The 21,643-nt window shown below is 62.6% G+C and carries 19 protein-coding genes; 6 read left to right on the forward strand and 13 right to left on the reverse strand.

Translation table 11 applies throughout. The features are described from left to right. Positions 1–193: 193 nt before the first annotated feature. A complete protein-coding gene (locus tag BLT65_RS09595; RefSeq protein WP_091777268.1) occupies positions 194–1,141 on the reverse strand; it encodes a cupin domain-containing protein in 948 nt (315 codons plus the stop codon). 224 nt (positions 1,142–1,365) lie between these two features. Between BLT65_RS09595 and BLT65_RS09600 the strand changes: the two genes are divergently transcribed. After that, positions 1,366–2,292, forward strand: coding sequence for a LysR family transcriptional regulator (locus tag BLT65_RS09600; protein ID WP_091777270.1), 927 nt, complete (start codon positions 1,366–1,368; stop codon positions 2,290–2,292). A gap of 14 nt (positions 2,293–2,306) precedes the next feature. Here the strand turns inward: BLT65_RS09600 and BLT65_RS09605 are convergent, their stop codons facing one another. From BLT65_RS09605 to BLT65_RS09640, 8 genes are all read right to left on the reverse strand, one after another. Then, the gene (locus BLT65_RS09605; protein WP_091777273.1) at positions 2,307–3,260 is read right to left on the reverse strand and encodes a LysR family transcriptional regulator; all 954 of its coding nucleotides are present in this window, start codon (positions 3,258–3,260) and stop codon (positions 2,307–2,309) included. A 96-nt stretch (positions 3,261–3,356) separates the two neighbouring features. Further along, the gene (locus BLT65_RS09610) at positions 3,357–4,904 is read right to left on the reverse strand and encodes an MFS transporter (protein WP_091777275.1); all 1,548 of its coding nucleotides are present in this window, start codon (positions 4,902–4,904) and stop codon (positions 3,357–3,359) included. A gap of 252 nt (positions 4,905–5,156) precedes the next feature. Beyond that, a complete protein-coding gene (gene nudC / locus BLT65_RS09615) occupies positions 5,157–6,104 on the reverse strand; it encodes an NAD(+) diphosphatase (protein ID WP_091777277.1) in 948 nt (315 codons plus the stop codon). A 105-nt stretch (positions 6,105–6,209) separates the two neighbouring features. Next, entirely contained in the window at positions 6,210–7,781 is a 1,572-nt protein-coding gene (locus BLT65_RS09620; protein WP_091777280.1) for a S8 family serine peptidase, read from the reverse strand. Positions 7,782–7,859: 78 nt separating this feature from the next. Further along, positions 7,860–8,141 (reverse strand): hypothetical protein, encoded by a 282-nt coding sequence (locus BLT65_RS09625; protein WP_091777282.1) that lies wholly within the window; start codon positions 8,139–8,141, stop codon positions 7,860–7,862. Positions 8,142–8,202: 61 nt separating this feature from the next. Further along, positions 8,203–9,210, reverse strand: coding sequence for an alpha/beta fold hydrolase (locus BLT65_RS09630; protein WP_091777284.1), 1,008 nt, complete (start codon positions 9,208–9,210; stop codon positions 8,203–8,205). A gap of 63 nt (positions 9,211–9,273) precedes the next feature. After that, positions 9,274–9,453, reverse strand: a complete 180-nt coding sequence (locus BLT65_RS09635; protein WP_091777286.1) for a hypothetical protein — start codon at positions 9,451–9,453, stop codon at positions 9,274–9,276. Positions 9,454–9,597: 144 nt separating this feature from the next. Continuing rightward, positions 9,598–10,539 carry a LysR substrate-binding domain-containing protein gene (locus tag BLT65_RS09640; protein ID WP_425273112.1) on the reverse strand — a complete coding sequence of 314 codons (942 nt, stop codon included), beginning with the start codon at positions 10,537–10,539 and terminating at the stop codon, positions 9,598–9,600. An 88-nt stretch (positions 10,540–10,627) separates the two neighbouring features. Between BLT65_RS09640 and BLT65_RS09645 the strand changes: the two genes are divergently transcribed. Continuing rightward, positions 10,628–11,470 (forward strand): class II aldolase/adducin family protein, encoded by an 843-nt coding sequence (locus BLT65_RS09645; protein ID WP_091777290.1) that lies wholly within the window; start codon positions 10,628–10,630, stop codon positions 11,468–11,470. Positions 11,471–11,547: 77 nt separating this feature from the next. Next, a complete protein-coding gene (locus BLT65_RS09650) occupies positions 11,548–12,861 on the forward strand; it encodes an MFS transporter (protein WP_091777292.1) in 1,314 nt (437 codons plus the stop codon). Positions 12,862–13,811: 950 nt separating this feature from the next. Here the strand turns inward: BLT65_RS09650 and BLT65_RS09655 are convergent. Next, on the reverse strand, positions 13,812–14,480 hold the full coding sequence (locus BLT65_RS09655) for a GntR family transcriptional regulator (RefSeq protein ID WP_042312781.1): 669 nt from the start codon (positions 14,478–14,480) through the stop codon (positions 13,812–13,814). A 190-nt stretch (positions 14,481–14,670) separates the two neighbouring features. On the opposite strand from BLT65_RS09655, the gene BLT65_RS09660 reads away from it, so the two are divergent. Further along, positions 14,671–16,206: a Rieske 2Fe-2S domain-containing protein gene (locus BLT65_RS09660; RefSeq protein WP_042312779.1), complete on the forward strand. Its 1,536-nt coding sequence runs from the start codon at positions 14,671–14,673 to the stop codon at positions 16,204–16,206. An 84-nt stretch (positions 16,207–16,290) separates the two neighbouring features. Further along, positions 16,291–17,277 carry a PDR/VanB family oxidoreductase gene (locus BLT65_RS09665; protein WP_091777294.1) on the forward strand — a complete coding sequence of 329 codons (987 nt, stop codon included), beginning with the start codon at positions 16,291–16,293 and terminating at the stop codon, positions 17,275–17,277. 55 nt (positions 17,278–17,332) lie between these two features. Here the strand turns inward: BLT65_RS09665 and BLT65_RS09670 are convergent, their stop codons facing one another. After that, complete coding sequence (locus BLT65_RS09670) at positions 17,333–18,910, reverse strand: aldehyde dehydrogenase (NADP(+)) (protein WP_091777296.1); 1,578 nt, start codon at positions 18,908–18,910, stop codon at positions 17,333–17,335. Beyond that, positions 18,907–19,557 carry a cysteine hydrolase family protein gene (locus tag BLT65_RS09675; protein ID WP_091777298.1) on the reverse strand — a complete coding sequence of 217 codons (651 nt, stop codon included), beginning with the start codon at positions 19,555–19,557 and terminating at the stop codon, positions 18,907–18,909. Before BLT65_RS09675 ends, BLT65_RS09670 begins: the two co-directional genes overlap by 4 nt. 282 nt (positions 19,558–19,839) lie before the next feature. Between BLT65_RS09675 and BLT65_RS09680 the strand changes: the two genes are divergently transcribed. Continuing rightward, the gene (locus BLT65_RS09680) at positions 19,840–20,337 is read left to right on the forward strand and encodes a winged helix-turn-helix transcriptional regulator (protein WP_091777301.1); all 498 of its coding nucleotides are present in this window, start codon (positions 19,840–19,842) and stop codon (positions 20,335–20,337) included. A gap of 33 nt (positions 20,338–20,370) precedes the next feature. Here BLT65_RS09680 and BLT65_RS09685 read toward each other — a convergent pair whose 3' ends face one another. Beyond that, positions 20,371–21,627, reverse strand: a complete 1,257-nt coding sequence (locus BLT65_RS09685) for an MFS transporter (protein ID WP_091777303.1) — start codon at positions 21,625–21,627, stop codon at positions 20,371–20,373. Positions 21,628–21,643 lie beyond the last annotated feature (16 nt).

Consider the following 21,643-nt stretch of genomic DNA (forward strand, 5'->3'; position numbering starts at 1 on the left):
GACGACGCGTGCCAAAGCGAAGGCCGCGCCGGAGACGTCGGCGCGGTTCGTGGTGAACTTCGCGAGAATAACGTCCCGCGCGTAATCGTTCAGTGCGCTGCCGCTCATATCGCGCGGTTATTGGGCGTGCTTCTGGCAGAAGACTTGCAGAGATTCGGGCGCTTTTCGACGCCCGAAACCCCATAACGTCATATCAACTCGCGAAGCGGATATCGAGCGAGCGCAAATAGGTCTGCAAGCCTGCATCCTGCAGAGGAATCACATACGCGAAGTCGTCCGACTCGTTGAAGTGCGCGTGCCAGTAGCCCGGCGGCGTCACGAACGCCATGCCTGGCGTCCAGTCGACGCGCACGGGATCGACGATATTGCCTTGCGCATTCACTTCGGTGCCGACCAGCGTATAGACGCCCGGCTTGCAGTCGGGAATGAAGTCGAGGGCAATCGATTGATGCCGGTGCGGCTTCTGCATGCTGTTCGGCGTGACGACACCGAACATCGCCCACATCGAATGCGTGACCGTGCGGGTCTGCGGGAACAGGCGGTTGCCGAGCAGCACGCTCACGCGATTGCGTTGCGCCGCGCCCGGTGCGCGCGCAACCTTTTCGAGCTCGGCTCTCGCGCGCGCAGCCGGATAGAGCGTCGGCTGGAAGCGCGCACGCGACACGTCGACACCGAGGTAAGCGAGCAGCGGAGCATCGTTGACGTAGTACAGGCGCGCCGTCGAATCGGCGGCCAGCAGTGCCTGGGCGCCGCCCGGCAGCGAGAAGAAATCGCCTTGCCCGAAGCGGAATGCCGTGTCTTTCTGCGTGACCGAGCCGGAGCCATCCAGCACATAGAACACTTGCGACGTCGCCTTCGGATGGACCGTCAGCGATTCGCCCGCGACGATGCGCAAGAAGTTCGCCATCAGGCCAGGGCCCGTCGCCGGATAGTCGCATCCGAGTTCGGCGGACAGATCGAGCGGCACCATGCGCGTCGGCCCGCTGTCGTACAGCGACGCGGGAAACGTGCGGTACGGCACGCGTGAAATCAGCTTCGCGCCGATGGGATTGGCCGACGAGGTGTATTCGAAGTACTCGGCGTCGAGTGTCACGGCTTGATCGTCGAATTGCAGCGTCGACAGGGCGGTCTTATCCAACATGACTGAATTCCTGAGTGAGGGTGAGCGCTTCTCGCGCGGGAAGCGTCGTCGCGGCGGCTCATCACAACTGAAGCCCGGTGCAACGGCGTTGACTCAACTATAGGAACGCGATTCGTGTGACAGAATCACGCTGACCGGAAATCAGCTTTGCAGAAAGGGGATAACTTCGAGCGAGGCGTTGCAATACACTGGGCGCGGCTTTTCATTCGGAACGCGGCATTCACATGGATTACTTTTCTGCCATACGTGCATTTCTTTTTGCCGCCGAATTGGGGAGCTTCAGCAAGGCGGCGAATCGCATCGACGTGAAGACGTCGACGGTATCGCGCTACGTCAGCGAACTCGAACGCGATCTCGGCATTGCGCTGTTCAACCGGTCCACGCGCGGTCTCGTGCTGACGGAAGGCGGCCGGGTGTTTCGCGAGCATGCCATGGTCGTCATCAAGACGCTGGACGATGCGCGCGAAATCACCTCTTCGCTGAATACGTCGCCGCGCGGGCTGCTACGCGTGACGATGCCGCGCTCATTCGGACTGCGGCACGTGATACGGCATCTGCCTGAATTCATGGACCGCTATCCGAAGATCGACGTCGATGCCGTGATGACCGACGACACGATCAACGTCATCGACTCCGGCATCGATCTCGCGATCCGCATCGGCGTATTGCCCGACTCGCAATTGATGGCGCGTCAGCTCGCGGTGCAACGGCGCATCGTGTGCGCGAGCCCGGCTTATGTCGCGCAACACGGCACGCCCGCCGCGCCGGACGATCTCGCGACGCACACGGCGCTGCGCTCGCCGCTGGCGGCTGACGACCGCTGGCTTTTCTTTCATCGTGCGCGCGGCGCAAAGCCCGTGGAAACGGCTGTGCAACTGCATGGCCGGCTGCGTGTCGACGACGTCGAGGCGTTGATCGCGGTGGCGCTCGCAGGGCGCGGCGTCGCATTGCTGCCGACGTGGGCGATCGGCACCGCGCTGCGCGACGGCAAGCTCGTGCATCTTTTGCCAGAGTGGGACGTTCAGCCGACCCGCGCGGCGCCGGCGATATGGGCTGTGTATCCGCGAAAGAAAACCGTGTCGTCGAAGGTGCGGACCTTTATCGACTTTTACACGGCCGTTTTCAATCAGAAAGGGTATTGGGAGAGTTGAGTCCGACGCCACACTCACGCATCGGCGTGCGCCTGCTTCATGTCGCGCAGGTTTGCTGCGGACGCGCTGAGCATCTGTGGAATCTCGTCCCTTAGAAACTCGACGAAGGTCTTGATCTTCGCGTCGAGATAGCGGCGCGACGTGTAAAGCGCGTAAGCCGAGAGCGGCTGCAAGTGGTAGTCGGGCAGCACGCGTATGAGCGATCCGTCGCGCAGCGCCGACACGGCCGTCGACATCGGCACCGCGCCGATACCGATGCCTTCTTTCAACGCGACGGCAAGCCCGTCCGCCGAGTTGATGCGAAAACCCCCGGCCTGCAGATGCACGGTCTCGATGCCGTCCGGTCCTTCGAGCAACCAGCGGTCGGTGGGATAGACGGGGGAGACGAACTGGAAGCATGCGTGCTGCGTCAGTTCATGAACGTCGCGCGGCATGCCGTGCTCGCGCAAGTACGCGGGCGCTGCGCATAGCACGCTATGCACCGTGCCGAGCCGCTGCGCGACGAGGCTTGAATCGGGCAATTCCTCGACGCTCAACTGGACGCTCACGTCATACCCTTCGTCGATGATGTCGGGCATATGCTGCGACAGCGTCAACTCGATGGAGACGGACGGATAGCGCTGCCGGTAGCGAACGATAACGGGCGTGACATAGGTTTGACCGAAGCTCGACGTCGCATGCACGCGCAACTGGCCGGTGGGACGGACCTGCGCATCGGCGGCCTCGGCTTCGGCCTGATCGACGAAGGCGAGAATCTGCTCGCAGCGCTGCAGGTAACGATGCCCCGCTTCCGTCAGCACGACCTTGCGGGTGCTGCGGTTCAACAGGCGCGTGCGCAGATACGCTTCGAGCGAAGAGACGGCGCGCGATACGGCGGGCACCGTGACGTTCATGCGCTGCGCAGCGCCCGTAAAGCTGCCTTCCTCCGCTACGCGAGCGAAGATCCGCATGTTGGTGAGAGTATCCACTTGTCAAACGCTCCACAGTGCGCGCCGCGCACCTTCTTCAAGCTTGCGCACTGCAAATCTGCAATCAATGTTGATGACGCTTTGCAGAATACGCGATCAATCGATTTGCCGCTGGTAGAGCGCAAAGAGGCCGCCGCAAAGGGCGATGACGATAAGGAAGTAAAAGCCGTCCAATGAACTCAGAAAGCTCGCCTGTTGCGAGACGACGCGGCTGATCTCGACGAGCGCCAGGCCCTTCGCGTCGCCCGCCGTATGGCCCAGCCCTTCGAATGCGCGTGTCAGGCTCTCGAAGGAGTTCTGGAACACCGGATTGAACGGATTTACGAACTCGGTCAGGCGTGTCTCGTGGACGGCCTCACGGTGCTGTTCGAGAATAATGATCGTCGCTGTCGAGAACGAGTAGGTCAATTGCTTGACCATGTTCTTGAGGCGGTAACCATGGTTGTACTCTTCGATCGCGAAGATGCGAAACGTTAGATTGGCGACGGGCAATACGATGAACACGAGCAGCAGGCCGCGCAGCAGAAGCGGCGGCAACAGCCACGGCATGCTGACGTCGGGCGGCATGCTCGCCATCCAGGCACCGATCAGCGCGGCGATCAGAAAGCCGGGGACGATCAGCCATCGCTTGTGCTTGATGAGGGGCGACACGCGGAAATAGAGGAACGCGACGGCCAGCGACCCAAACGATGTGAGGCCGACCAGCCGCCCCGCGTTCTCGACGGGATATCGAAGTCCGCCTTCGAGAAAGCGCGAGACCAGATAGCTCATCGCATTGCTGATGTAGTAGAACATCACGTACAGCGCGATTCCCGTCTGGAACGTCCGTTCGCGCAATGCATGAAGCCGCACGAGGGGAGCGGGCTGATGCCATTGATGCCACGCGAACCAGCCAAGCGACAGCAATCCCGCCACCGTCAGTCCAACCAGCATGGGCGAACTGAAGAACAGTTCGAACCGTACCTGTTGCATCGCGATCTGCAACGCGCCCTGCGCGAACGCAAAGACGATATACGGCCAGAAGTGCGCATCGCCGCGCGCTTCGGGATGCAGCTTGCCCGCAGGCGGCACGACCAGCAGCACGAGGAGCGCAAGGCCGACGGCCGCGAGCGTCGTGCAGGTGAAGAGTGCGCGCCAGTCGAACGAAGCGACCAGGTAGCCGCCCACGAGCGGCGCGAGCGCGCTCGCCAGCAGGATCATGCCGAGGAACGCGCGCACCGCCGACGAGCGCCGCTGCGGCGGGAAGTTCGTCTGAATGAGAATGCGGCACGCGCTCATCATCGGGCCGATGAAATAGCCCTGCGCGCCGCGCGCGAAGGCCAGTTCGATCGACGATTCGCTCAGCGCCGCCGCAGCCGAGGCCGCCGCGAACAACAACAGGCATCCGCCGATATAGCGCCTGTAGCCGACCCGCTCGACCCACCACTGCTGCTGAAGAATGGCGAGCACGGAAGCGACGGCATACGCGCTCGACGACCACACGAGTTCATCCGTCGATGCATTGATGCCGCCCGCGATGGTGCTGGTGAAGAACGAGAAAATCGTGTTGTCGAAATACTCGAGGCCGGTGGCGAGCGCGATGGCCCACGGGAAGAGGTCCTCGCGAAACCGCCTGGCGATGAACGGCGTATGTGCGGCTGACATGACGGTTACGCGCCGCGGGCGCCCGCGCTGCTGTGCGACACCGCCGGAGTGCGCGTAAGGAGCGTGGCGCCGTTCGTGACGGCGGTTGGAACTTCGGTGGACATGCGGGAAGTGCTGCTGCCATGCGGTCAGGAAGAGCCGCATTATACGTCAACGTGAACGTGCGCGTACAGGTTTGCCGATGCCACGGGATTTCGTGGCACGCGCGTTAGCGCATCGAGGGCGTGAAAAAGACGAACTGCTGCTGTCGAATCAACCGCGGAGCACAGCTTCGCCGTGTTCGACATACGCGCGCAGCAGATGATGCGCAATCGCGAACGGCTTCGGCGCCGACAGGTTGTCCGCATGCGTACCCGCGAGCATCGCGGCGACTTCGGCGCGCGTGAACCAGCGCGCGTCTTCGAGTTCGTTGGTGTCGATGACGATGTCTTTGCTGCTGGCGCGTGCGAAGCAGCCGATCATCAGCGACGAAGGAAACGGCCACGGTTGCGATGCGAAATAGACGACCTCAGCGCATGTCACGTGGGCTTCCTCATGCACTTCGCGGCGCACTGCGTCTTCTACGGTTTCGCCCGGCTCGACGAAGCCCGCGAGCGCCGAGTACATGCCCGGCGCGAACTGACGCTGGCGCCCGAGCAGACAGCGCTCGCCGTCGATGGTCAGCATGATGACAACGGGGTCCACGCGCGGAAAATGGCGCGTGCCGCACGCATCGCAGGTGCGTTGCCAGCCGGCCGCCGTCGCGCGGCTTGCTGAGCCGCAGTTCGCGCAGAAGCGGTGGCGGCGATGCCAGTCGAACATCGATTTGGCCTGGCCAAGTACGCCGAGCATTTCTTGCGCGACGAGGCCCTGCAAAGCGATCGAGCGCAGATCGATGCGGTCGTGCAATTTTTCTTGCGATTGCCCTTCGTCTTGCGCGAGACCGGATGCGAAGCCGAGCGCGAAACGTCCGCTGCCATCGCTGTCCTGGCCGAGAAACACGCGTTGCAGCGGCTCGCCGAACGCGGCTGTCTCGCTTGCGACGAACCATGCGTCGTGTGTGTCGCCGCGCTTGAGCAAGGGAACGTCGCCATCGAAGACGAGAAAGCGCGCGGCGGGAGCGTCGTGCAGACTGGCGATGAAGGCCTCGTCGTCGCGTTGTTCGGAGCGGCGGTCGAGCAGGTTGAGATTGAAGCCGATGGAAGCGGAAGGGACGATCATTACGTTGGAATGTGGGCCGGGACGATCCGCAAGTATGGCACGGCGTCCTGCCCCGCGCAGACGGCTGGGCGTTCCGGGACGAACCGCCGTCTGCGCGCGAAAGCGTCAGATCTGCTTCACTGCAGCGAGTGCATCGGCGAGTCCTGCGCCCGTCGCGCCGTCTTCGCCGACGCCCGCTGGCACGCCCGCGCCCTTCGGATCGCTGGCGGGGTTCGCGTGGCCCTTCGTCACGTCGCGCGCGGTGCGGCGCAGGATCGCCTTGATGTCGCCAGGCGAGAGGTGCGGGTCCGCCTGCAACAGCAGCGCGCACAGGCCCGCCAACTGCGGCGCAGCCGCCGACGTGCCGCTGAATACGCCCCAGCCGTCGTTGGGCGTGGTGCCGTCGAAGGCAGCGTTTTCGCGGTCGATTTCGCAACCGGCCGAGACGGGCAGCGAGATGTAGGTTGCGTGCGGCAGCATGCCGACCAGCCCGCAGACGTCGGGCACGCTGCGGCCCGAGTAGATCAGGCTCGTGAACGCGCTCGCGTAGTCCGACGCGCGCATCGCGCCGTGCTGATCGACGAACACGCCACCCGCCGAAATGATGTCGGGCATCTGGCCGGGGAACGAATAGTGGCCGTTGCCCGCCGAGAAGACGATCACGATGCCGCGCTTCACTGCGGCCTGAATTTCCGCCTCCAGCGCGACGAGCCCGTTCGGCAGTGTTTTCAGCGGCGTGTCGCCGGGTCCGCGCAGGTCGTAGCCGAGGCTCACGGAGATCACCTGCGGATCGTGCTTGAGCGCCTCTTGCAAACCTTCGAGCACGGACGCGCCGCTGGTCGGATCGGCTTCGTTGTCGAGCTTCACGCCGATGAAGGTCGCGCCAGGCGCGATCGCGAAGATGTTCGCGGATTCGCCCGTGCCGTGGCCGTTGCCGTCGGTGCGGCGATCGGTGGCGCCCGGCGCGAGCACGATCGACGAGGAATAGCCGTGCGCCTTGAAGTACGGATGGCCGTGAGCAAAGCCGCTATCGATCATCGCGATGCGCACGCCTTTGCCCGTGATGCCCTGCTGATGCACGGGCGTCGCGTTGAGTTTGAGCGCGATGTCGGCAGGCGCGGCGAGATGGAAGTAGGGCACGGTGGGTGGCGTCGCGGACGGCGCGCTGGCCTCGCGCGGCTTCTTCGTGGCGGGACGCTTCTTTGCTGCTGTCGTGGTCTTTTTCGCCTTCGTGCTCTTTGCCGCCTTCGCCGCTCTCGCCATGTAGATGTGCGGCCACTGGATATACACGTCGTCGAGCAGCGATTTGATCGCGGGGTCCGGGTTCCATGGCGCGTCGTCGGGCGGATAGAGGACCGAGCTGAACTGCGCCGCCGATGCGCACGGCGCCTTCATGCGCTTGAGGCGCGTCTGGAACACCGCCTCGAACTGCGCGCGCGTGCAGCGCATCGACGCCGACAACGAGCCGCGGCCCGTCAGTGTGAAGCCGCGCCGCGCGAGTTCGGCGAGCGCGAGATCGGCCTGCGCGGGATCGGGGATGAACGAGGCGACCGTTTCCGTCGACATGCGCGCGCCGAAGCGGGTAGGCCCGATGTCCTGGCCCGGCCGGTTGAACGTCACGGCAACACGGAGTTCTTCGTTGGCGGCGTCGCCGCGTGCGGGCCGCGCGGCCGCGTCTTTGGGATCGTAGGCCTTCATCGTTTCTTCTCCTGTGTCGACGGGAGTCGGCGCGTGGGCGTGTCTGCGCTGCCCCGTCACATGCAAGACGAATGCGGGTTATTCGAATGAAAGATGTTGCGGTGCTTCGCTGATCGACGAGACGTACGGTTGGAGACTGCCCGGCACGGCAAGGGTTCCGCTCGTGCCGGAAGAACAGGAAAAAAGCTGGCGGAATGCGTCATCGGGCATACGCGCGGACAGCGTGGCATGGCCCTCGCCGCTGATCTGCATGCCGAGTTGCTCGGCGGCGAGTCTAGCCGCTTCGCGTGCGGCGGCGGTGCGGCAGGGATCGTGCAGCAGAAGCTGCAGACGACGTACAGGGCAGGTTTCGTTCGTCATCGCCACCTCCGGATGGGTCGCAACAGAACGCGCCGTTGTGCCTCGAAGAAGGCTTTTGATCTTACGCCTGCTCGTGCAGTTGCGCTGCTTTTGCCGTCTGCCGAGGATGTGCCTGCGACTGCGTAATGAAACGGTTGATGGCCGAAGCCAGCGCATGCGGATACTGGTACATCATCGCGTGACCGGCCGAGCGCACGACCAGCAATTGTGCGTCGGGCAGCGTGCGGGCGAGCGCTTCGGCGTTCTGCTTTGACAGGATGGTGTCGTCGTCGCCTGTGAGGATCAGCGTGTGGGTGTGCAGGGTGCGCAGTGCGTCGGCGGCGGCATCGTCCTGTTCCCATGCGCGCAGCAGCGCGGTCTGGCCCGCAGTCACGGTAGAGGAGATGGTCGGCGACGCATAGCCGACGGGCACGAACATGTTCTTGCGGAAACATTCGCCCGCCGCGTTCGCTGCCGATGGCGGAAACAGCACCTTCATCACGTCGTTGAACGTCGTCCCCGGCTTGCCCGACAGCGTGGCTTCGACGTCGGGCGCGATGGGCACGCCGAGGCGTCCCGGCGCGGGCGCGCTCATCAGCACGACGCGCTGCACGTTCGCGGGATGGTCGATGGCGAGCTGCGTGGCGACTGCGCCGCCCATCGACCAGCCGAGCACCGTCACGTCGCGCAGCTTCAGCGTGTCGATCAGCGCGGAGAGGTCGCTTGCCATGTCCTGCACGGTGAAGCTCGACGCTGTCGGCAGCGAGCGGCCCACGCCGCGATTGTCGAAGACGATGACTTCATGATGTTTCGCGAGGTCCGCGAGAAAGGCCGCGTCCCATTCGGAGAGCGTCGCGCGAAAGCCCGTCTGCAGGACGATGGGACTGCCGTGGCCGAAGCGGTAATACGCGATGTCGCCCTGTGGCGTGTGCGCGATCTGCTCGCGAGTGGTCGAATCTTGGTCCGGCCGGTTCGCGACGACAGGGCAGGCGTTTTCGAGCGGATAGCTGACGGTCTTTGCGTCGACGGGCGCTGCGATGATGCCAGCGAGCAACGCGGCGAGCGGGACGACGGCATGCAGACGTTTCATGACGATGATCCTTTCGCGGCACGCGGGTGGCGGCGCGCGATCACGCGTTTCGTTTTGCGTTGCTCACAGGAGATGCGAGATTTCCGCATGGCGAACCACTGCGGGACGCCGGCTCGAAACACGCGCCGTTTGCCGCGCGAGCCAGTTGTCGATCTTTTCGGCGGCAATCGCGAGCAACACCGAAACGATCATGACGCTCGCGCCGAGTGCGCAAAAGACGAGAAAGGGCGGGTGAAAGTCCATGGTTGCTCCTGATTGCCGTTGATGCTCGATGTCCTTGTTTCCAGCTCGACTGTGCGGTCCTGGCTGGCTGTGACGACATCATGCGTCACGCAAATGAGGAGAAAATTAGCCGCGCGCAGGTAGCGGCCCCCGTGCCTCTGATACCTACTGCGGCGCGTTTTCGCCCTTTCCGACCCCTGCGCGCTCAAGCAGCCAATGCGTGAAAGCGGCCACCTTCTCAACGCGGAATTCGTTCTTCCGATACGACAGAAAATGCGTGTCGCGCTCGAAGCGCACGAACGCGTCGCTGCGCACTTCGATCAGGTCGCCGCGCACGATTTCGCGCTCGGCGAGCCGCATGCTTTCGAGCACGACGCCCATGCCGTCTGCTGCCGCCGAGATGCCGAGCGCCGCGCGATCGAACGAAGGGCGGGGCGTGGTCGGCATGTCGAGCCCGTTGGCCGCGAACCAGTCGGCCCACGTGACGCGGCTCAACTGTGTGTCGATCAGCGTCAGCTGGCTCATGCGTGTCGCGACGGGCGTGCCGTCGCTGAGCAGCGCGGGCGAGCAGAGCGGCACGATCGCTTCGCGGCCCAATGGCACGGTGTCGATGCCGGGCCGATCGAGCGCGCTGCCGTACGAAATCTCGACGTCGACTTCCTGCACGCGCGTGAGATCGAGCGGCTCGGCGCCCGTCGACAGGCGGATGGTGATGTGCGGATACGCCTTGTTGAATTCGGGCAGCTTCGGCCCTAGCCATTTCACCGCGAAGCTCGGCGCGCAATGGACGGCGAGCACCTGCGAATCGGGCGCGAGCATGACCTCGCTGCATGCCGCCTCGACGACGTCGAATACGCGGCTCAGGCTTTCGAGCAGGCGCACGGCCTCGGGCGTGGGCTCGATGCGCCGGTTGCGCCTAAGAAACAGCGGCCGCCCGAAATACTCTTCGAGTTCTTTCACCTGATGACTGATCGCGGACGGCGTCAGATGCAATTCCTGCGCGGCGAGCGCGAAGCTCTCTAGCCGCGCGGCGGCTTCGAAGGAACGCAGCAGCACGAAATTCGGCATCCGCCTCATGTGTTTCCCCTTCAGGTGAATGTCATTCATGCTTTCATGAACAACCATCGTTTGTCAACGCGATCGGCGGGAACGACCATGTGCTTACCTAATGTCCACATGTTCAAAAGGAGCCGACATGTCCGAAGTGATGGAAGCCCCATCGAAAGCGATCGACCTCAAGGGCCGCATCTCGATCTATCAGCCCGAGCAGGACGGCCTGATCTTTCCGCAACTGCCGAACTTCGAGAGCCACGCGCAGCATCGGCAGTATCTGAAGGAGCGTCTTGTCGCCGCCTGCCGCGCGTTTGCGCTGCAGGGCTTCGATTACGGTTTCGCGGGCCATCTGACCGTGCGTGACCCGGAGCATCCAGGGCTTTACTGGACGAACCCGATGGCCGTGCATTTCTCGCAGGTCAAGGTGTCGAACCTGATCTGCGCGGACCACGAAGGCAACGTCGTCGAAGGCGACTATGCGATCAATCGCGCGGGCTTCGTGCTGCACGCGGCCGTTCACGAGATGCATCAGGACATCGTCGCGATGTGTCACGCGCACACCGTGTATGGCACCGCGTTCGCATCGCTTGGCAAGAAGCTCGATCCCATCAGCCAGGATGCTGCTGCATTCTTCGAAGACCACGTCGTGATCGGCGAGGAAGCGGGGCAGGTGGCCGTCGAAGTGAAGGCGGGCCACAAGGTCGCGCATGCGTTCACGGGCGTGAAGGCGGCGATTCACCAGAACCACGGGCTGCTGACGGCGAGCCGGCACAGCATCGAATCGGCTGCGTTCTGGTTCATTGCGCTCGAGCGCTGCTGCCAGCAGCAACTGATGATCGAGTCGACGGGTATCAAGCCGCGCTTCGTGACGGAAGAGCGTGCGCGCTATAGCCGCGAGCATGTCGGCAGCGAATACATCGGCTGGCTGCATTTCCAGACCATCTGGGATCAGCTTGTGAAGACGCAGCCTGACATGTTCGACTGAAGTACGACGCGGCGGGCGAGATGCAATGTCCGTCCGCCGCAATCAGCTAAAGATCAATACACGACGGAGACATCCCCATGAGTTCGATCAGCCAGGACGTGTATCTGGAGCGTTCGGGAGCGGGCGTCTATGCGAAGGTTGCATGGCGCCTGATTCCATTTCTGTTCTTCTGCTATCTGTGCGCTTATCTTGATCGCATCAACGTCAGCTTTGCGAAGCTGCAGATGCTTCAGGATCTCGGGATGAGCGATGCCGTCTATGGGCTCGGCGCGGGGATTTTCTTCGTCGGCTATCTGATGTTCGAAGTGCCGAGCAATCTGATTTTGCTGAAGGTGGGGGCGCGGCGCTGGATTGCGCGGATCATGGTGACGTGGGGTGTGATTTCGGCGGCGATGATGTTTGTGTCGACGCCGACGCAGTTCTATGTGGTGCGGTTTCTTTTGGGTGTGGCCGAGGCCGGGTTCTTTCCGGCGATTCTTTTGTATCTGACGTACTGGTTTCCTGCTGGGCGCCGTAGCAAGGTGACGGCGCTTTTCATGACGGGCATTCCGATGTCGGGTGTGATTGGCGGCCCGTTGTCGGGCTGGATCATGCATTCGATGAGCGGCGCGCATGGTATTGCCGGCTGGCAGTGGCTGTTTTTTCTGGAAGGCATTCCGACTGTGATCGTCGGGATCGTTGCGTTCTTTTATCTTGACGACAAGGTGTCGGATGCGCGGTGGCTGCGCGACGATGAGAAGGCGTTGATCGAGGCTGATTTGCAGGCGGAGAGCGGGCACCATAAGTTGCATTCGCTGCGCGATGGGCTTGCGAGTCCGCGTGTGCTGTTGCTGTCGGCGATTTATTTCTTCTTCACGATGGGGTTGTATGGAGTGAGCTTTTGGCTTCCTTCGCTTGTTAAGGCTTCGGGGGTGTCGGGGACTTTGAATATTGGGCTGTTGTCGGCTGTGCCTTATGCGGCTGCTGCTGTCACGATGGTGCTCGTCGGGCGCAGTTCGGATCGGTATGGCGAGCGGCGTTGGCATCTCGCGGTGCCTGGTGTGGTCGGCGCGATTGCGTTGTGTGCGAGTGTCGTCTATGCGCATCAGACGGTGCTTGCGATGATTGCGCTCACGATTGGCACTATGGGTGTCATTACGACGATTTCGCAGTTTTGGACTGTGCCGCCGGCTGTTTTGCAAGGTACCGCTGCCGCTGGTGGGATTGCGCTGGCTAATTCGGTTGGGTCGATTTCGGGTGTTGTTAGCCCGTATGTGATTGGGTTTTTGCAGACTTCGACTGGGTCGACCGGGAGTGGTGTGGTCGGGATTGCTGTGAGTATGGTGCTTGGGAGTTTGCTGACGCTTGCGCTTCGGCGGGCGCATGTGAATGTTTTTTCTAAGCGGGAGTAGATGGTTGTTTTTGTCTGCGACGCTTGAGGTGGGTGATTTGGCTTTGCGCTGGCATCCGCGATTTGCCTTCGTGGCGCGGGTGGTTTGGTTTGCTTGTGTTTGCGCTGGCATCCGCGATTTGTTATCTAGCTTCAAGCGTCGCCCCTGTGCGGGGCGGCACCTACTTTTCTTTGCCGCCGCAAAGAAAAGTAGGCAAAAGAAAGCGGCTAACACCGCCAGCCCGTGTTCTTATCCACGGGCCCCCAACGTTCCCACACTTCACACGGCAGTGCCTTGGCTGGTGCTTGTTGCCAACGCTTCGAATGAATGCCGCACCCGCTTCGAATACCCGTACTCGGGCAAGCGGCAGCGAATGGTATGTGCCGCCCAAGTGGCAAACTGTGTGTAGGTTGTCGCGTCGTCCAGGGTAGCGCTCTTACAGGGTGGAGCCCATGCGCTATCGGTTCGAAGTGAGGCATGCGAGGCACTACGGCCTACACACAGTTTGCCACCTGGGCGGCCGTGGCATAACTGGCATGGCGTGCTCTAGTGCGGGAGGTGAAGCGGGTGAGGCGCACTGCAAGAGCGCTGGCAACGAACGTGGGTCACGTTGTTACCGTGTGAAGCGTAAGACCCTTTGGGGGCCCTCAGGCAAACACAAGAGCTGGCGGTGTGAGCCGCTTTCTTTTGCCTACTTTTCTTTGCGGCGGCAAAGAAAAGTAGGTGCCGCCCCGCACAGGGGCGACGCGTGAACGGCAGATACCGTAACGCGGATGCCAGCGAAAACACGGGCAAACGAACCAGCGTCGCAGACAACCAAAAGTAGGTGCCGCCCCGCACAGGGGCAACGCTTGAAGCACGAAGGCATAACGCGGATGCCAGCGAAAACCTGAAACCACCAAGCCAGCCGCACCCCGAAGCCAACCCGCGGATGCCAGCAAAAACCCCAACCAGCGTCGCAGACAAAAAAATCACCCCGCCTTCAACATCTCCCCAAGCCTGGCAACAAGATTCTGCCTCGCACTGCTAGTGTGCAATTCGGTAAGCTCAGCAGCCCGCGCGGCATCGCGCGCAGCAATGGCATCTGCGATAGCCTGATGCTCATCCCAGATCGAATCCCGCAGCCGCGAAGACTGCAGTACAGCGCCCATGACGCGGCGCAAATGCACCCAATGCAACTGCGCACTCTCAACGATCAGCGGATTCCCCGACGCTTCATAAATAGCCGTATGAAAGGCAATATCGGCATCGATCATCGCCTTCACGTCCTTACCCTTCGACACGAGCCGCCCACGCATGATCAGCGCGCTATCGATCACAGCGCCGCGCTCAGCGGCAAGCTTCGCAGCAAGCGTATCGAGCGCGCCGCGCACCTGGTAAAGATGGCTCGTCCATTCGACATCGAGCGGCGCAACCAGCACCCCGCGTCCCGGCGCATCCTGCACGAGCCCGTCCTTCTTCAGCAGACGCAGCGCCTGCAACACAGGTGAACGCGACACCGCGAACTGCTCCGCGATCTCTTCCTGCGTCAATCGCGTGCCGGGCGCGAGCGACCCGTCGCTAATCGCATCGGCGAGTACCCGATACACCTCCTCGACATAGTCGGGACGAACCTGCAGCTTCTCGAACTTCATTGTCATCGTGAGCCTCTGTACTTTGGATACAGACTACATCGCGCTCGCCAACCGGTCAACCTTAGGTGTAAACCTTGATTGGCGCGGATTCGGCACATGCTTAATCTTTGTATACAGAGTTCGGTATCCGTATTCACACGACGGAAGGCAGTCAAAACGGCGGTCTTCAGTTACCCACAGTCAAAAAGGAGCGGTCATGACGATCAAGTCGGAGCAGATGGAGAAGGGCGGCAGCGCGGGCGGCACCGTGGTGAAGAAGCTGATTCCCTACGGCGGCTACTACACGAACAAGATTCCGACACACGATGTCGAGTTGACCGAGACGGGTCCCGGTACACCGACGGGCGAATATATGCGCCGCTTCTGGCATCCCGTCTGCATGTCGATGGAACTCACCGACACGCCCCGCTTCCTGAAGATCCTGAACGAAGAGTTGGTCGCGTTCCGTGACGGCAGTGGTCGCATCGGCCTGCTGCATGCGCATTGCGTGCATCGCGGCGCGTCGCTTGAATACGGTGCGATCCAGGAGCGCGGCATCCAGTGCTGCTATCACGGCATGGTGTTCGACGTCGACGGCACCTGTCTGCATGCGCCGTTTCCGAAGGGCGAGGAGGCGGAAGCCGAGAAGTACGCATGCTCGATCCGTCAGGGCGCGTACAAGGCCATCGAGCGCAACGGCCTCGTGTTCGCCTACATGGGCCCGCCCGAAGAAGAGCCGCCGTTCCCCGAATGGGAAGGCAACTTCACCGTGCTGCCCACTGACGAACTCGTTCCCTACAGCAACTTCCAGCACTGCAACTGGCTGCAGGTCCAGGACAACGCCGCCGACAACTACCACACGGCCGCGCTGCATGCGGGCAGGAACGTCGTGGGCGGCCACTATCAGGGCACGACGTTCGACGAAGTCGGCGCGGCATCGATGGAAGTGCCACCCGACATGCAGTTCATCCCCGTGCAGCAAGGCCGCAGTCTCGCCTGTGCGGGCGCGCGCCGCGCGGACAAGGATCATCTGTTCGTGCGCGTCCAGCATCAGGTGCTGCCGAATCTGAGCCTGCACGCGTACACATCCGAAGACGGTTTGAACAAGAAGCTGTTCAGCCGCTTCCACATGATCCGCTGGACGGTGCCCGTCGATGACGAGAACAGCAAGATGATCGGCTGGCGCGTGATGGGGCCGGGCGTCGATACGCGCGGCGTCGGCGACAAGTCGATGGTCGGCTATGAAACCATCGACTTCCTCGAAGGCCAGGTGGCGATGCGCAGGCCCGAGCGCTTCGGCAAGTACAAGCTCGAAGACATGCCACCCATTCCGCCCAACCATCGCGAGCGCGCGCACTACAAGGACGCGCAGTACGCGCCGGGCGATTACGAAGCGATCATCAGCCAGCGCCCGATCGCCGTGCATTCGCTCGAACATCCGACCAAGTTCGACGCCGGCCTTTATCTGTTCCGCAAGATGCTGCGCGATGCCGTGCGCGGCACCAACCCGGCGGCGTCGCCGGCGGAGTTTGCACAGTGGCTGCGCGATGTCGGTGCCGCGCCGAACAGCTATTGCTCCGGCAACGTGTTCGAGATTCCCGAGGCCGCGACCGTCGAAGAAGAGGTCGCGCAGCGCCGCCGCATTTCGAAAGCGGTCGTCGCGATTCTCACGCAGAGCGATCACCTGAAGGGCGATGAGCGGGCCGCGTTCGTGCGCGCAAAGATGGATGAGCTAGAGCAGTCGACGCGCTAGCCGACGAGACGCGGCGCCACGCAGCAGCAACGTGGCGCCGCATCTGCCGACAACGCGCGCAATGCAAGTGCAAGGAGACATCAATTGACAGCATTCAATCAGGCAGCGGCCACGCTGGAGCTTTTCGTGCGGCAGGTCCGCTACGAAGGCCGCAATATTCAGTCGTATGAACTGGTCGATCCCGAAGGCGCGGAACTGCCGCCGTTCACGGCGGGCGCGCATATCGACGTGCATCTTGCGAACGGTGTCATCCGCCAGTATTCGCTGTGCAATTCACCCGCGGACCGGCATCGTTATGTGATCGCGGTGCTGCGCGACGAGAAGGGACGCGGCGGATCGAAGGCCGTTCACGAACAGTTGCAGGTGCAAGGCCGTGTGCGCGTGAGCGTGCCTCGCAACAACTTCGAACTCGCGCAAGGCGCGCGCAAGGTGATTCTGATCGCGGGTGGGATCGGCGTGACGCCGCTCAAGTCGATGGCGCATCAGCTTGCGAATACGGATGACGTGGAATACGAGTTGCACTACTGCGCGCGCGATGCGCAATGCGCGGCGTTCACGGAAGAATTGCAGGCTTTCGTCGAACGGGAGCGGCTGCATTTTCACTTCGACGGCGGCGATCCGTCTCGCGGGCTCGATATCGCGGCGCTCTTGCGCGACGAGGCGCAAGACGGCACGCATGTGTACTATTGCGGTCCCGCTGGCTTCATGCGCGCGTGCGCCGACGCGTCGGGACACTGGCCGAAGGATGCTGTGCATTGCGAGCATTTCAAGGCGCCTGAGCGCGCGATCGCGCCTGCTGATCGAAAGCCGGGTGAGTTCACCGTCGAGATCGCGAGCACGGGCCAACGTCTGCCCGTTCCCATCGACAAGAGCATCGCCGATGTGCTCAAGGCAGCGGGCATTGGCGTGCAGACATCGTGTGAAGCCGGCTTGTGCGCGACGTGCAAGGTGCGCTATCTGAGCGGTGAAGTCGAGCATCAGGATTGCATTCTCGATGCCGCTGAGCAGCAGAACTTCCTGACGTTGTGCGTCTCGCGCGCGAAAAGCGAACTGCTGGTGCTGGATCTTTAAACATAAAAAGCCCGCGCACGTGTACGGTGCGCGGGCTTCACTTCATCGAAAGCGATCAGGCTTTCGACAACTCGCCATCCGTGAGACGCCACAGGTCGCGCGGATTGTCATGCTTCAAAGCTTCAGGCAGCAGATCGTCCGGAAAACCCTGATAGCACACCGGACGCAGAAAGCGCTCGATCGACGTCATGCCGACCGACGTAAAGCGGCTGTCAGACGTTGCCGGGAACGGACCGCCGTGAATCGACGCATACGACACTTCCTGCGGATGCGCGAACGCATTGATCACGATGCGTCCCGTGCGTCGTTCGAGCACGGGCAACAGGCGCGCGGCGAGCGCGTGATCGGCGGAATCGAGTTGCATCGTCGCCGACAACTGGCCGCGGAACTGCTTTGCGATCGCGATCAATTGCTCGACATCCGATACACGCACGAGCAGCGCAGCCGGACCGAACACTTCTTCCGACAGCGACGCATCGGCAAGCATGCGCGCGCCGTCGACTTCGAGCAGTGCCGCCTGGCCGTCCCATTCACCTTGTGCATTGCCGCCCGCTGCGATGTGTTCCGCGCCCGCGTTTTTGCGCCGCTCCAGATTGTCGCCGTACGACTTCCAGATGCCGGGCGTCAGCATCGTGCGAGCGTGCATCGCTTCGACGCGGGCGATCAGCGCCTGCCGCAGTTCCGTGTAGCCGGGGCCGTCGATCGCAAGCAGAATCGCGGGCTTCAGGCACGCTTGCCCGACGTTGACCAGCATGCGTTCGCCGAAGCCATCGCCGACTGCGCCGCCGCGCGCGGCGAGCGCAGCCGGCAACACGAAGGTCGGATTGACGCTCGTCATTTCGGTGAACACGGGAATCGGATCGGGACGCTGCTGCGCGCGCCGGAACAGCGCCATGCCGCCGACTTCCGAGCCCGTGAACGTCACGCCCTTGATAAGCGGATGATCGACCAGCGCTTCGCCGATTTCATTGCCGCCGCCGCGCAGCATTGAAAACACGCCTTCGTGCAGGCCCGATGCTTCGACGGCCTGCTGGATCACGCGGCCCATGATTTCGGACGCGCCCGGATGCGCGTTGTGCGCCTTCACGATCACAGGACAGCCGGCCGCCAGCGCGGATGCCGTATCGCCGCCCGCCACCGAATACGAAATCGGAAAGTTGCTGGCACCGAAGATCGCGACGGGGCCGAGTGCGATCTTCTGCATCCGGTGATCCATGCGCGCGCGCGGTTGACGCTCGGGCTGCGCGGGATCGATCGTCGCCTGGCGAAAGCGCCCTTGACGCACCACAGTCGCGAACTGACGGAACTGGGTGGCCGCTTTGGCCGTTTCCGCTTCGAGCTGCGCGGCAGACAAGCCCGTTTCCAGCGATGTGCGCTGCCCAAGTTCAAGCGCGACGGCATCGAGTCCATCGGCGATGCGTTCGAGAAACGCCGCGCGTTCATCGAGTGACGTGTTGTTGAAACTGTCGAATGCGTCGTCGGCGAGTTGCGCCGCGAGATTCACTTCCGCGACGCCGCCGAATGCAAACTCCGGTTCGATCGCGGCATTCGTTGCGGGGTTCAGTGCCTTCATGGTGCCGGCCGTCGCAGCAACTTCATGCGAGCCGATCAGCAGATTGCCAGTGAGTGTCATACCTGTGCTCCCTTTGCTTCTTTCACTGCGGGCAACGCGGCGATGAGTTCGGCCGTCGTCAGGATTTCATGTGCGAAGGTCGGTCCGTTCAGTTCGTGCGCGGCGCGCATCATCGCTTCCGAGAAAGCGGCCGTGCCGTCGCGCACGAGCGTGACGTGATAACCCAGTTCCATCGCAAAGCGGCTGGTGGATTCAATGCACGTATTGGCGAGCAGGCCGACGGCGATCACGTGCGTGACGCCTTGCTGCTTCAACTGAAAGTCGAGATCGGTGTTGGCGAAGCCGCTTTGCGCCCAGTGCTCCTGCACGATGATGTCGCCATCCTGCGGCACGAAGTCGGGGTGCCATTCGCCGCCCCACGTTCCCTTTGCAAACGTCTGACGCTGCTGAATCAGACGCTGCGTCGGATTCGGATGATCCCAGTTGTCGTAATCGCCCGGCTGCCAGCGGCGGTGCGGGACGTAGAACACCTGGATACCGGCCTTGCGCGCGGCGGCGACCGTCGCGCGCAGGTTGTCGAGCAGGCGGACGTTGGTGGCGATTTCCTTGATCATCGGAAACAGCTTGCCGCCTTCCGACAGAAAGTCGTTGTACGGATCGACCAGCAACAGGCCGGTGCGTTCCGCGCGATAAACAGTATTGGGCATTTCAGTTCTCCATCGAAAAGGGTGCGTACGAATTCGCGTTCCCCACCCGGCACCGGCTGCCTTGATCGGACGATGCGTGACGTCTCGCGCATCGCTAACGTGAACGCAGCATATCACTATGAAAATCATAGTGTAAAGTCCGACGTGACTTTGCGGGCCGTTTTGCGATGGCTTCCGATTAGCCCTCAAGGTCCGCCAACAGGCGCGCAGACAGCGTGTGTGTATGCACGCCGATGCCCGTTTGTGTTACTATGAAATTAAGAGTTTCGATGGGGAAGAATCGTGGCACGTGTCGCCGAGAAGGCCAATACGGTGTGTCCGGTGTCGCGGTCGCTGGATGTCGTCGGCGACCGGTGGTCGATACTCGTCCTGCGGGAGCTGTACATGGGCGCAGCGCGTTTCGAGGAGATACAGATCCAGACGGAAGCGACGCCGCAAATGCTGGCGACGCGCCTGAAGTCGCTCGAAGCGGACGGCATGATCGAGCGCCATCCGTACAGCGAGAAGCCGTTGCGCTACGAATATCGTCTGACGGAGAAAGGGCGGGCGTTTTATCCCGTGATTCACGCGCTGCGCGCGTGGGGTGAAACGTGGTGCAAGGAGAAGCACGAGGACATCGCGGTGCGCTTCGTGCATCGCAAGTGCGGCCACGATGTCGGACTGGCGAATGTGTGCCCGCATTGTGGCGAGCACGTCGAGCGAAAGGATCTGGATTCGACGCTCAGCAGCCGGTTTGCCAGCGAGCGCGCCGAGCGGCGCGCCGCGTTCAAGCGGAAGTAGTGCGCGCAGCGTGAAGACGCCGCGCTTCACGCATCAGACGCACTCGGTCTGAACCTCGGTTGACGCCACAGGCGCGGCGGCCTGCCCGGCGTTGTTGCGCGAGCGGAAGCTCGCCAGCGTGACGAGGCCGAGAATCGCGAGCACGCTGCCGAACCAGAAGTCGACGGGAATGCCGGCGTGATCGACGATCGTGCCGCCCACAGACGACCCCACGGCAATCGCCACCTGAATGATGCCGACGAACAGCGCCGAACCCGCTTCGGGCAAATCGGGCGCGGCTTCCTGCATCCATACGCTCACGCACAGTGGAATCGCGCCGAACGCCACGCCCCACGCGAGCACCATACCCGTCACGACGGGCGCCATGTCGCTGAGCAGCGGCATCGTCAGCAACGCGAACATCAGCAGGACGGTCACCGTGGCGAGCGTGGCCTTGAGCCTGCGCGCGACGAACGTCGATACTGCGAAGTTCGAAAAGAAGCCGATGATGCCGAAGCCGAGCAGCACCGCGGTGATGGTCGACGTGCTGAAATGCGCGTTCTGCAGAAACGGCGCGATATACGTGTACGACGAGAAATGCGCGCCGAAAATCAACGCGACCATCAACAGGCTCTTGCGCGGAAACGGACGGCGCACGAGCGTCACGAGATCGGCGAAACGCAAAGCCGCTTTGGAAGGCAGCGACGGCAGCAGCGCAATCTGCGCAATCAGCGCGACGCTCACGAGCACGGCCGTTGCGATGAACGACATGCGCCACGAAGCGAGACTCGCGATGAAGGTGCCGAGCGGCACGCCGATCACCGTCGCGCAGGTGACGCCGGCGAGAATGGTTGCCGTCGCACGGGCCGCTTCATGCGCTTTCACGAGACGCCCCGCCGCTGCGAGCGCGAGCGTCCAGAAGCCGCCGAGCGCGGCGCCGAGCAGCGCGCGGCCCACGAGCATCAACGGGAAATTCGGCGCGAACGCCGACAGCAGATTCGACGCGAGCAGCATCACGGTCAGCAGGATCAGAATCAGCCGGCGGTTCACGCGTCCGGCGGCGAGCATCAGGCCCGGCGCGGAGATAGCCGCCATGATGCCGGGAATCGTCACCATGAGGCCGGCTGTGCCCGGCAATACGTCGAAGGTCTGCGCGACTTGCGGCAGGAGACCGACGGGCAAAAATTCCGTCGTCACGAAGGCGAACGCGCCAATCGTTACCGATGCGACCGCGAGCCATGCTCGCAACGGCGAAGACGTCTCGTCGGCGACGTCCAGCGAATTGCTCGAAGCGTTGTTTTCGAAGTTCATGTCTTTATCGCTGATC

Origin of the sequence: Paraburkholderia steynii (genome assembly GCF_900100565.1) — a bacterium.
GTDB lineage: Bacteria > Pseudomonadota > Gammaproteobacteria > Burkholderiales > Burkholderiaceae > Paraburkholderia > Paraburkholderia terrae.

What these genes read in the sequence shown, in the direction of transcription:
- BLT65_RS09595 (WP_091777268.1), bottom strand. Translation starts at nt 1,141, where the DNA reads ATGTTGGATAAGACCGCCCTGTCGACGCTGCAATTCGACGATCAAGCC.
- BLT65_RS09600 (WP_091777270.1), top strand. Translation starts at nt 1,366, where the DNA reads ATGGATTACTTTTCTGCCATACGTGCATTTCTTTTTGCCGCCGAATTG.
- BLT65_RS09610 (WP_091777275.1), bottom strand. Translation starts at nt 4,904, where the DNA reads ATGTCAGCCGCACATACGCCGTTCATCGCCAGGCGGTTTCGCGAGGAC.
- nudC (WP_091777277.1), bottom strand. Translation starts at nt 6,104, where the DNA reads ATGATCGTCCCTTCCGCTTCCATCGGCTTCAATCTCAACCTGCTCGAC.
- BLT65_RS09620 (WP_091777280.1), bottom strand. Translation starts at nt 7,781, where the DNA reads ATGAAGGCCTACGATCCCAAAGACGCGGCCGCGCGGCCCGCACGCGGC.
- BLT65_RS09625 (WP_091777282.1), bottom strand. Translation starts at nt 8,141, where the DNA reads ATGACGAACGAAACCTGCCCTGTACGTCGTCTGCAGCTTCTGCTGCAC.
- BLT65_RS09630 (WP_091777284.1), bottom strand. Translation starts at nt 9,210, where the DNA reads ATGAAACGTCTGCATGCCGTCGTCCCGCTCGCCGCGTTGCTCGCTGGC.
- BLT65_RS09635 (WP_091777286.1), bottom strand. Translation starts at nt 9,453, where the DNA reads ATGGACTTTCACCCGCCCTTTCTCGTCTTTTGCGCACTCGGCGCGAGC.
- BLT65_RS09640 (WP_425273112.1), bottom strand. Translation starts at nt 10,539, where the DNA reads ATGAATGACATTCACCTGAAGGGGAAACACATGAGGCGGATGCCGAAT.
- BLT65_RS09645 (WP_091777290.1), top strand. Translation starts at nt 10,628, where the DNA reads ATGTCCGAAGTGATGGAAGCCCCATCGAAAGCGATCGACCTCAAGGGC.
- BLT65_RS09650 (WP_091777292.1), top strand. Translation starts at nt 11,548, where the DNA reads ATGAGTTCGATCAGCCAGGACGTGTATCTGGAGCGTTCGGGAGCGGGC.
- BLT65_RS09655 (WP_042312781.1), bottom strand. Translation starts at nt 14,480, where the DNA reads ATGACAATGAAGTTCGAGAAGCTGCAGGTTCGTCCCGACTATGTCGAG.
- BLT65_RS09660 (WP_042312779.1), top strand. Translation starts at nt 14,671, where the DNA reads ATGACGATCAAGTCGGAGCAGATGGAGAAGGGCGGCAGCGCGGGCGGC.
- BLT65_RS09670 (WP_091777296.1), bottom strand. Translation starts at nt 18,910, where the DNA reads ATGACACTCACTGGCAATCTGCTGATCGGCTCGCATGAAGTTGCTGCG.
- BLT65_RS09675 (WP_091777298.1), bottom strand. Translation starts at nt 19,557, where the DNA reads ATGCCCAATACTGTTTATCGCGCGGAACGCACCGGCCTGTTGCTGGTC.
- BLT65_RS09685 (WP_091777303.1), bottom strand. Translation starts at nt 21,627, where the DNA reads ATGAACTTCGAAAACAACGCTTCGAGCAATTCGCTGGACGTCGCCGAC.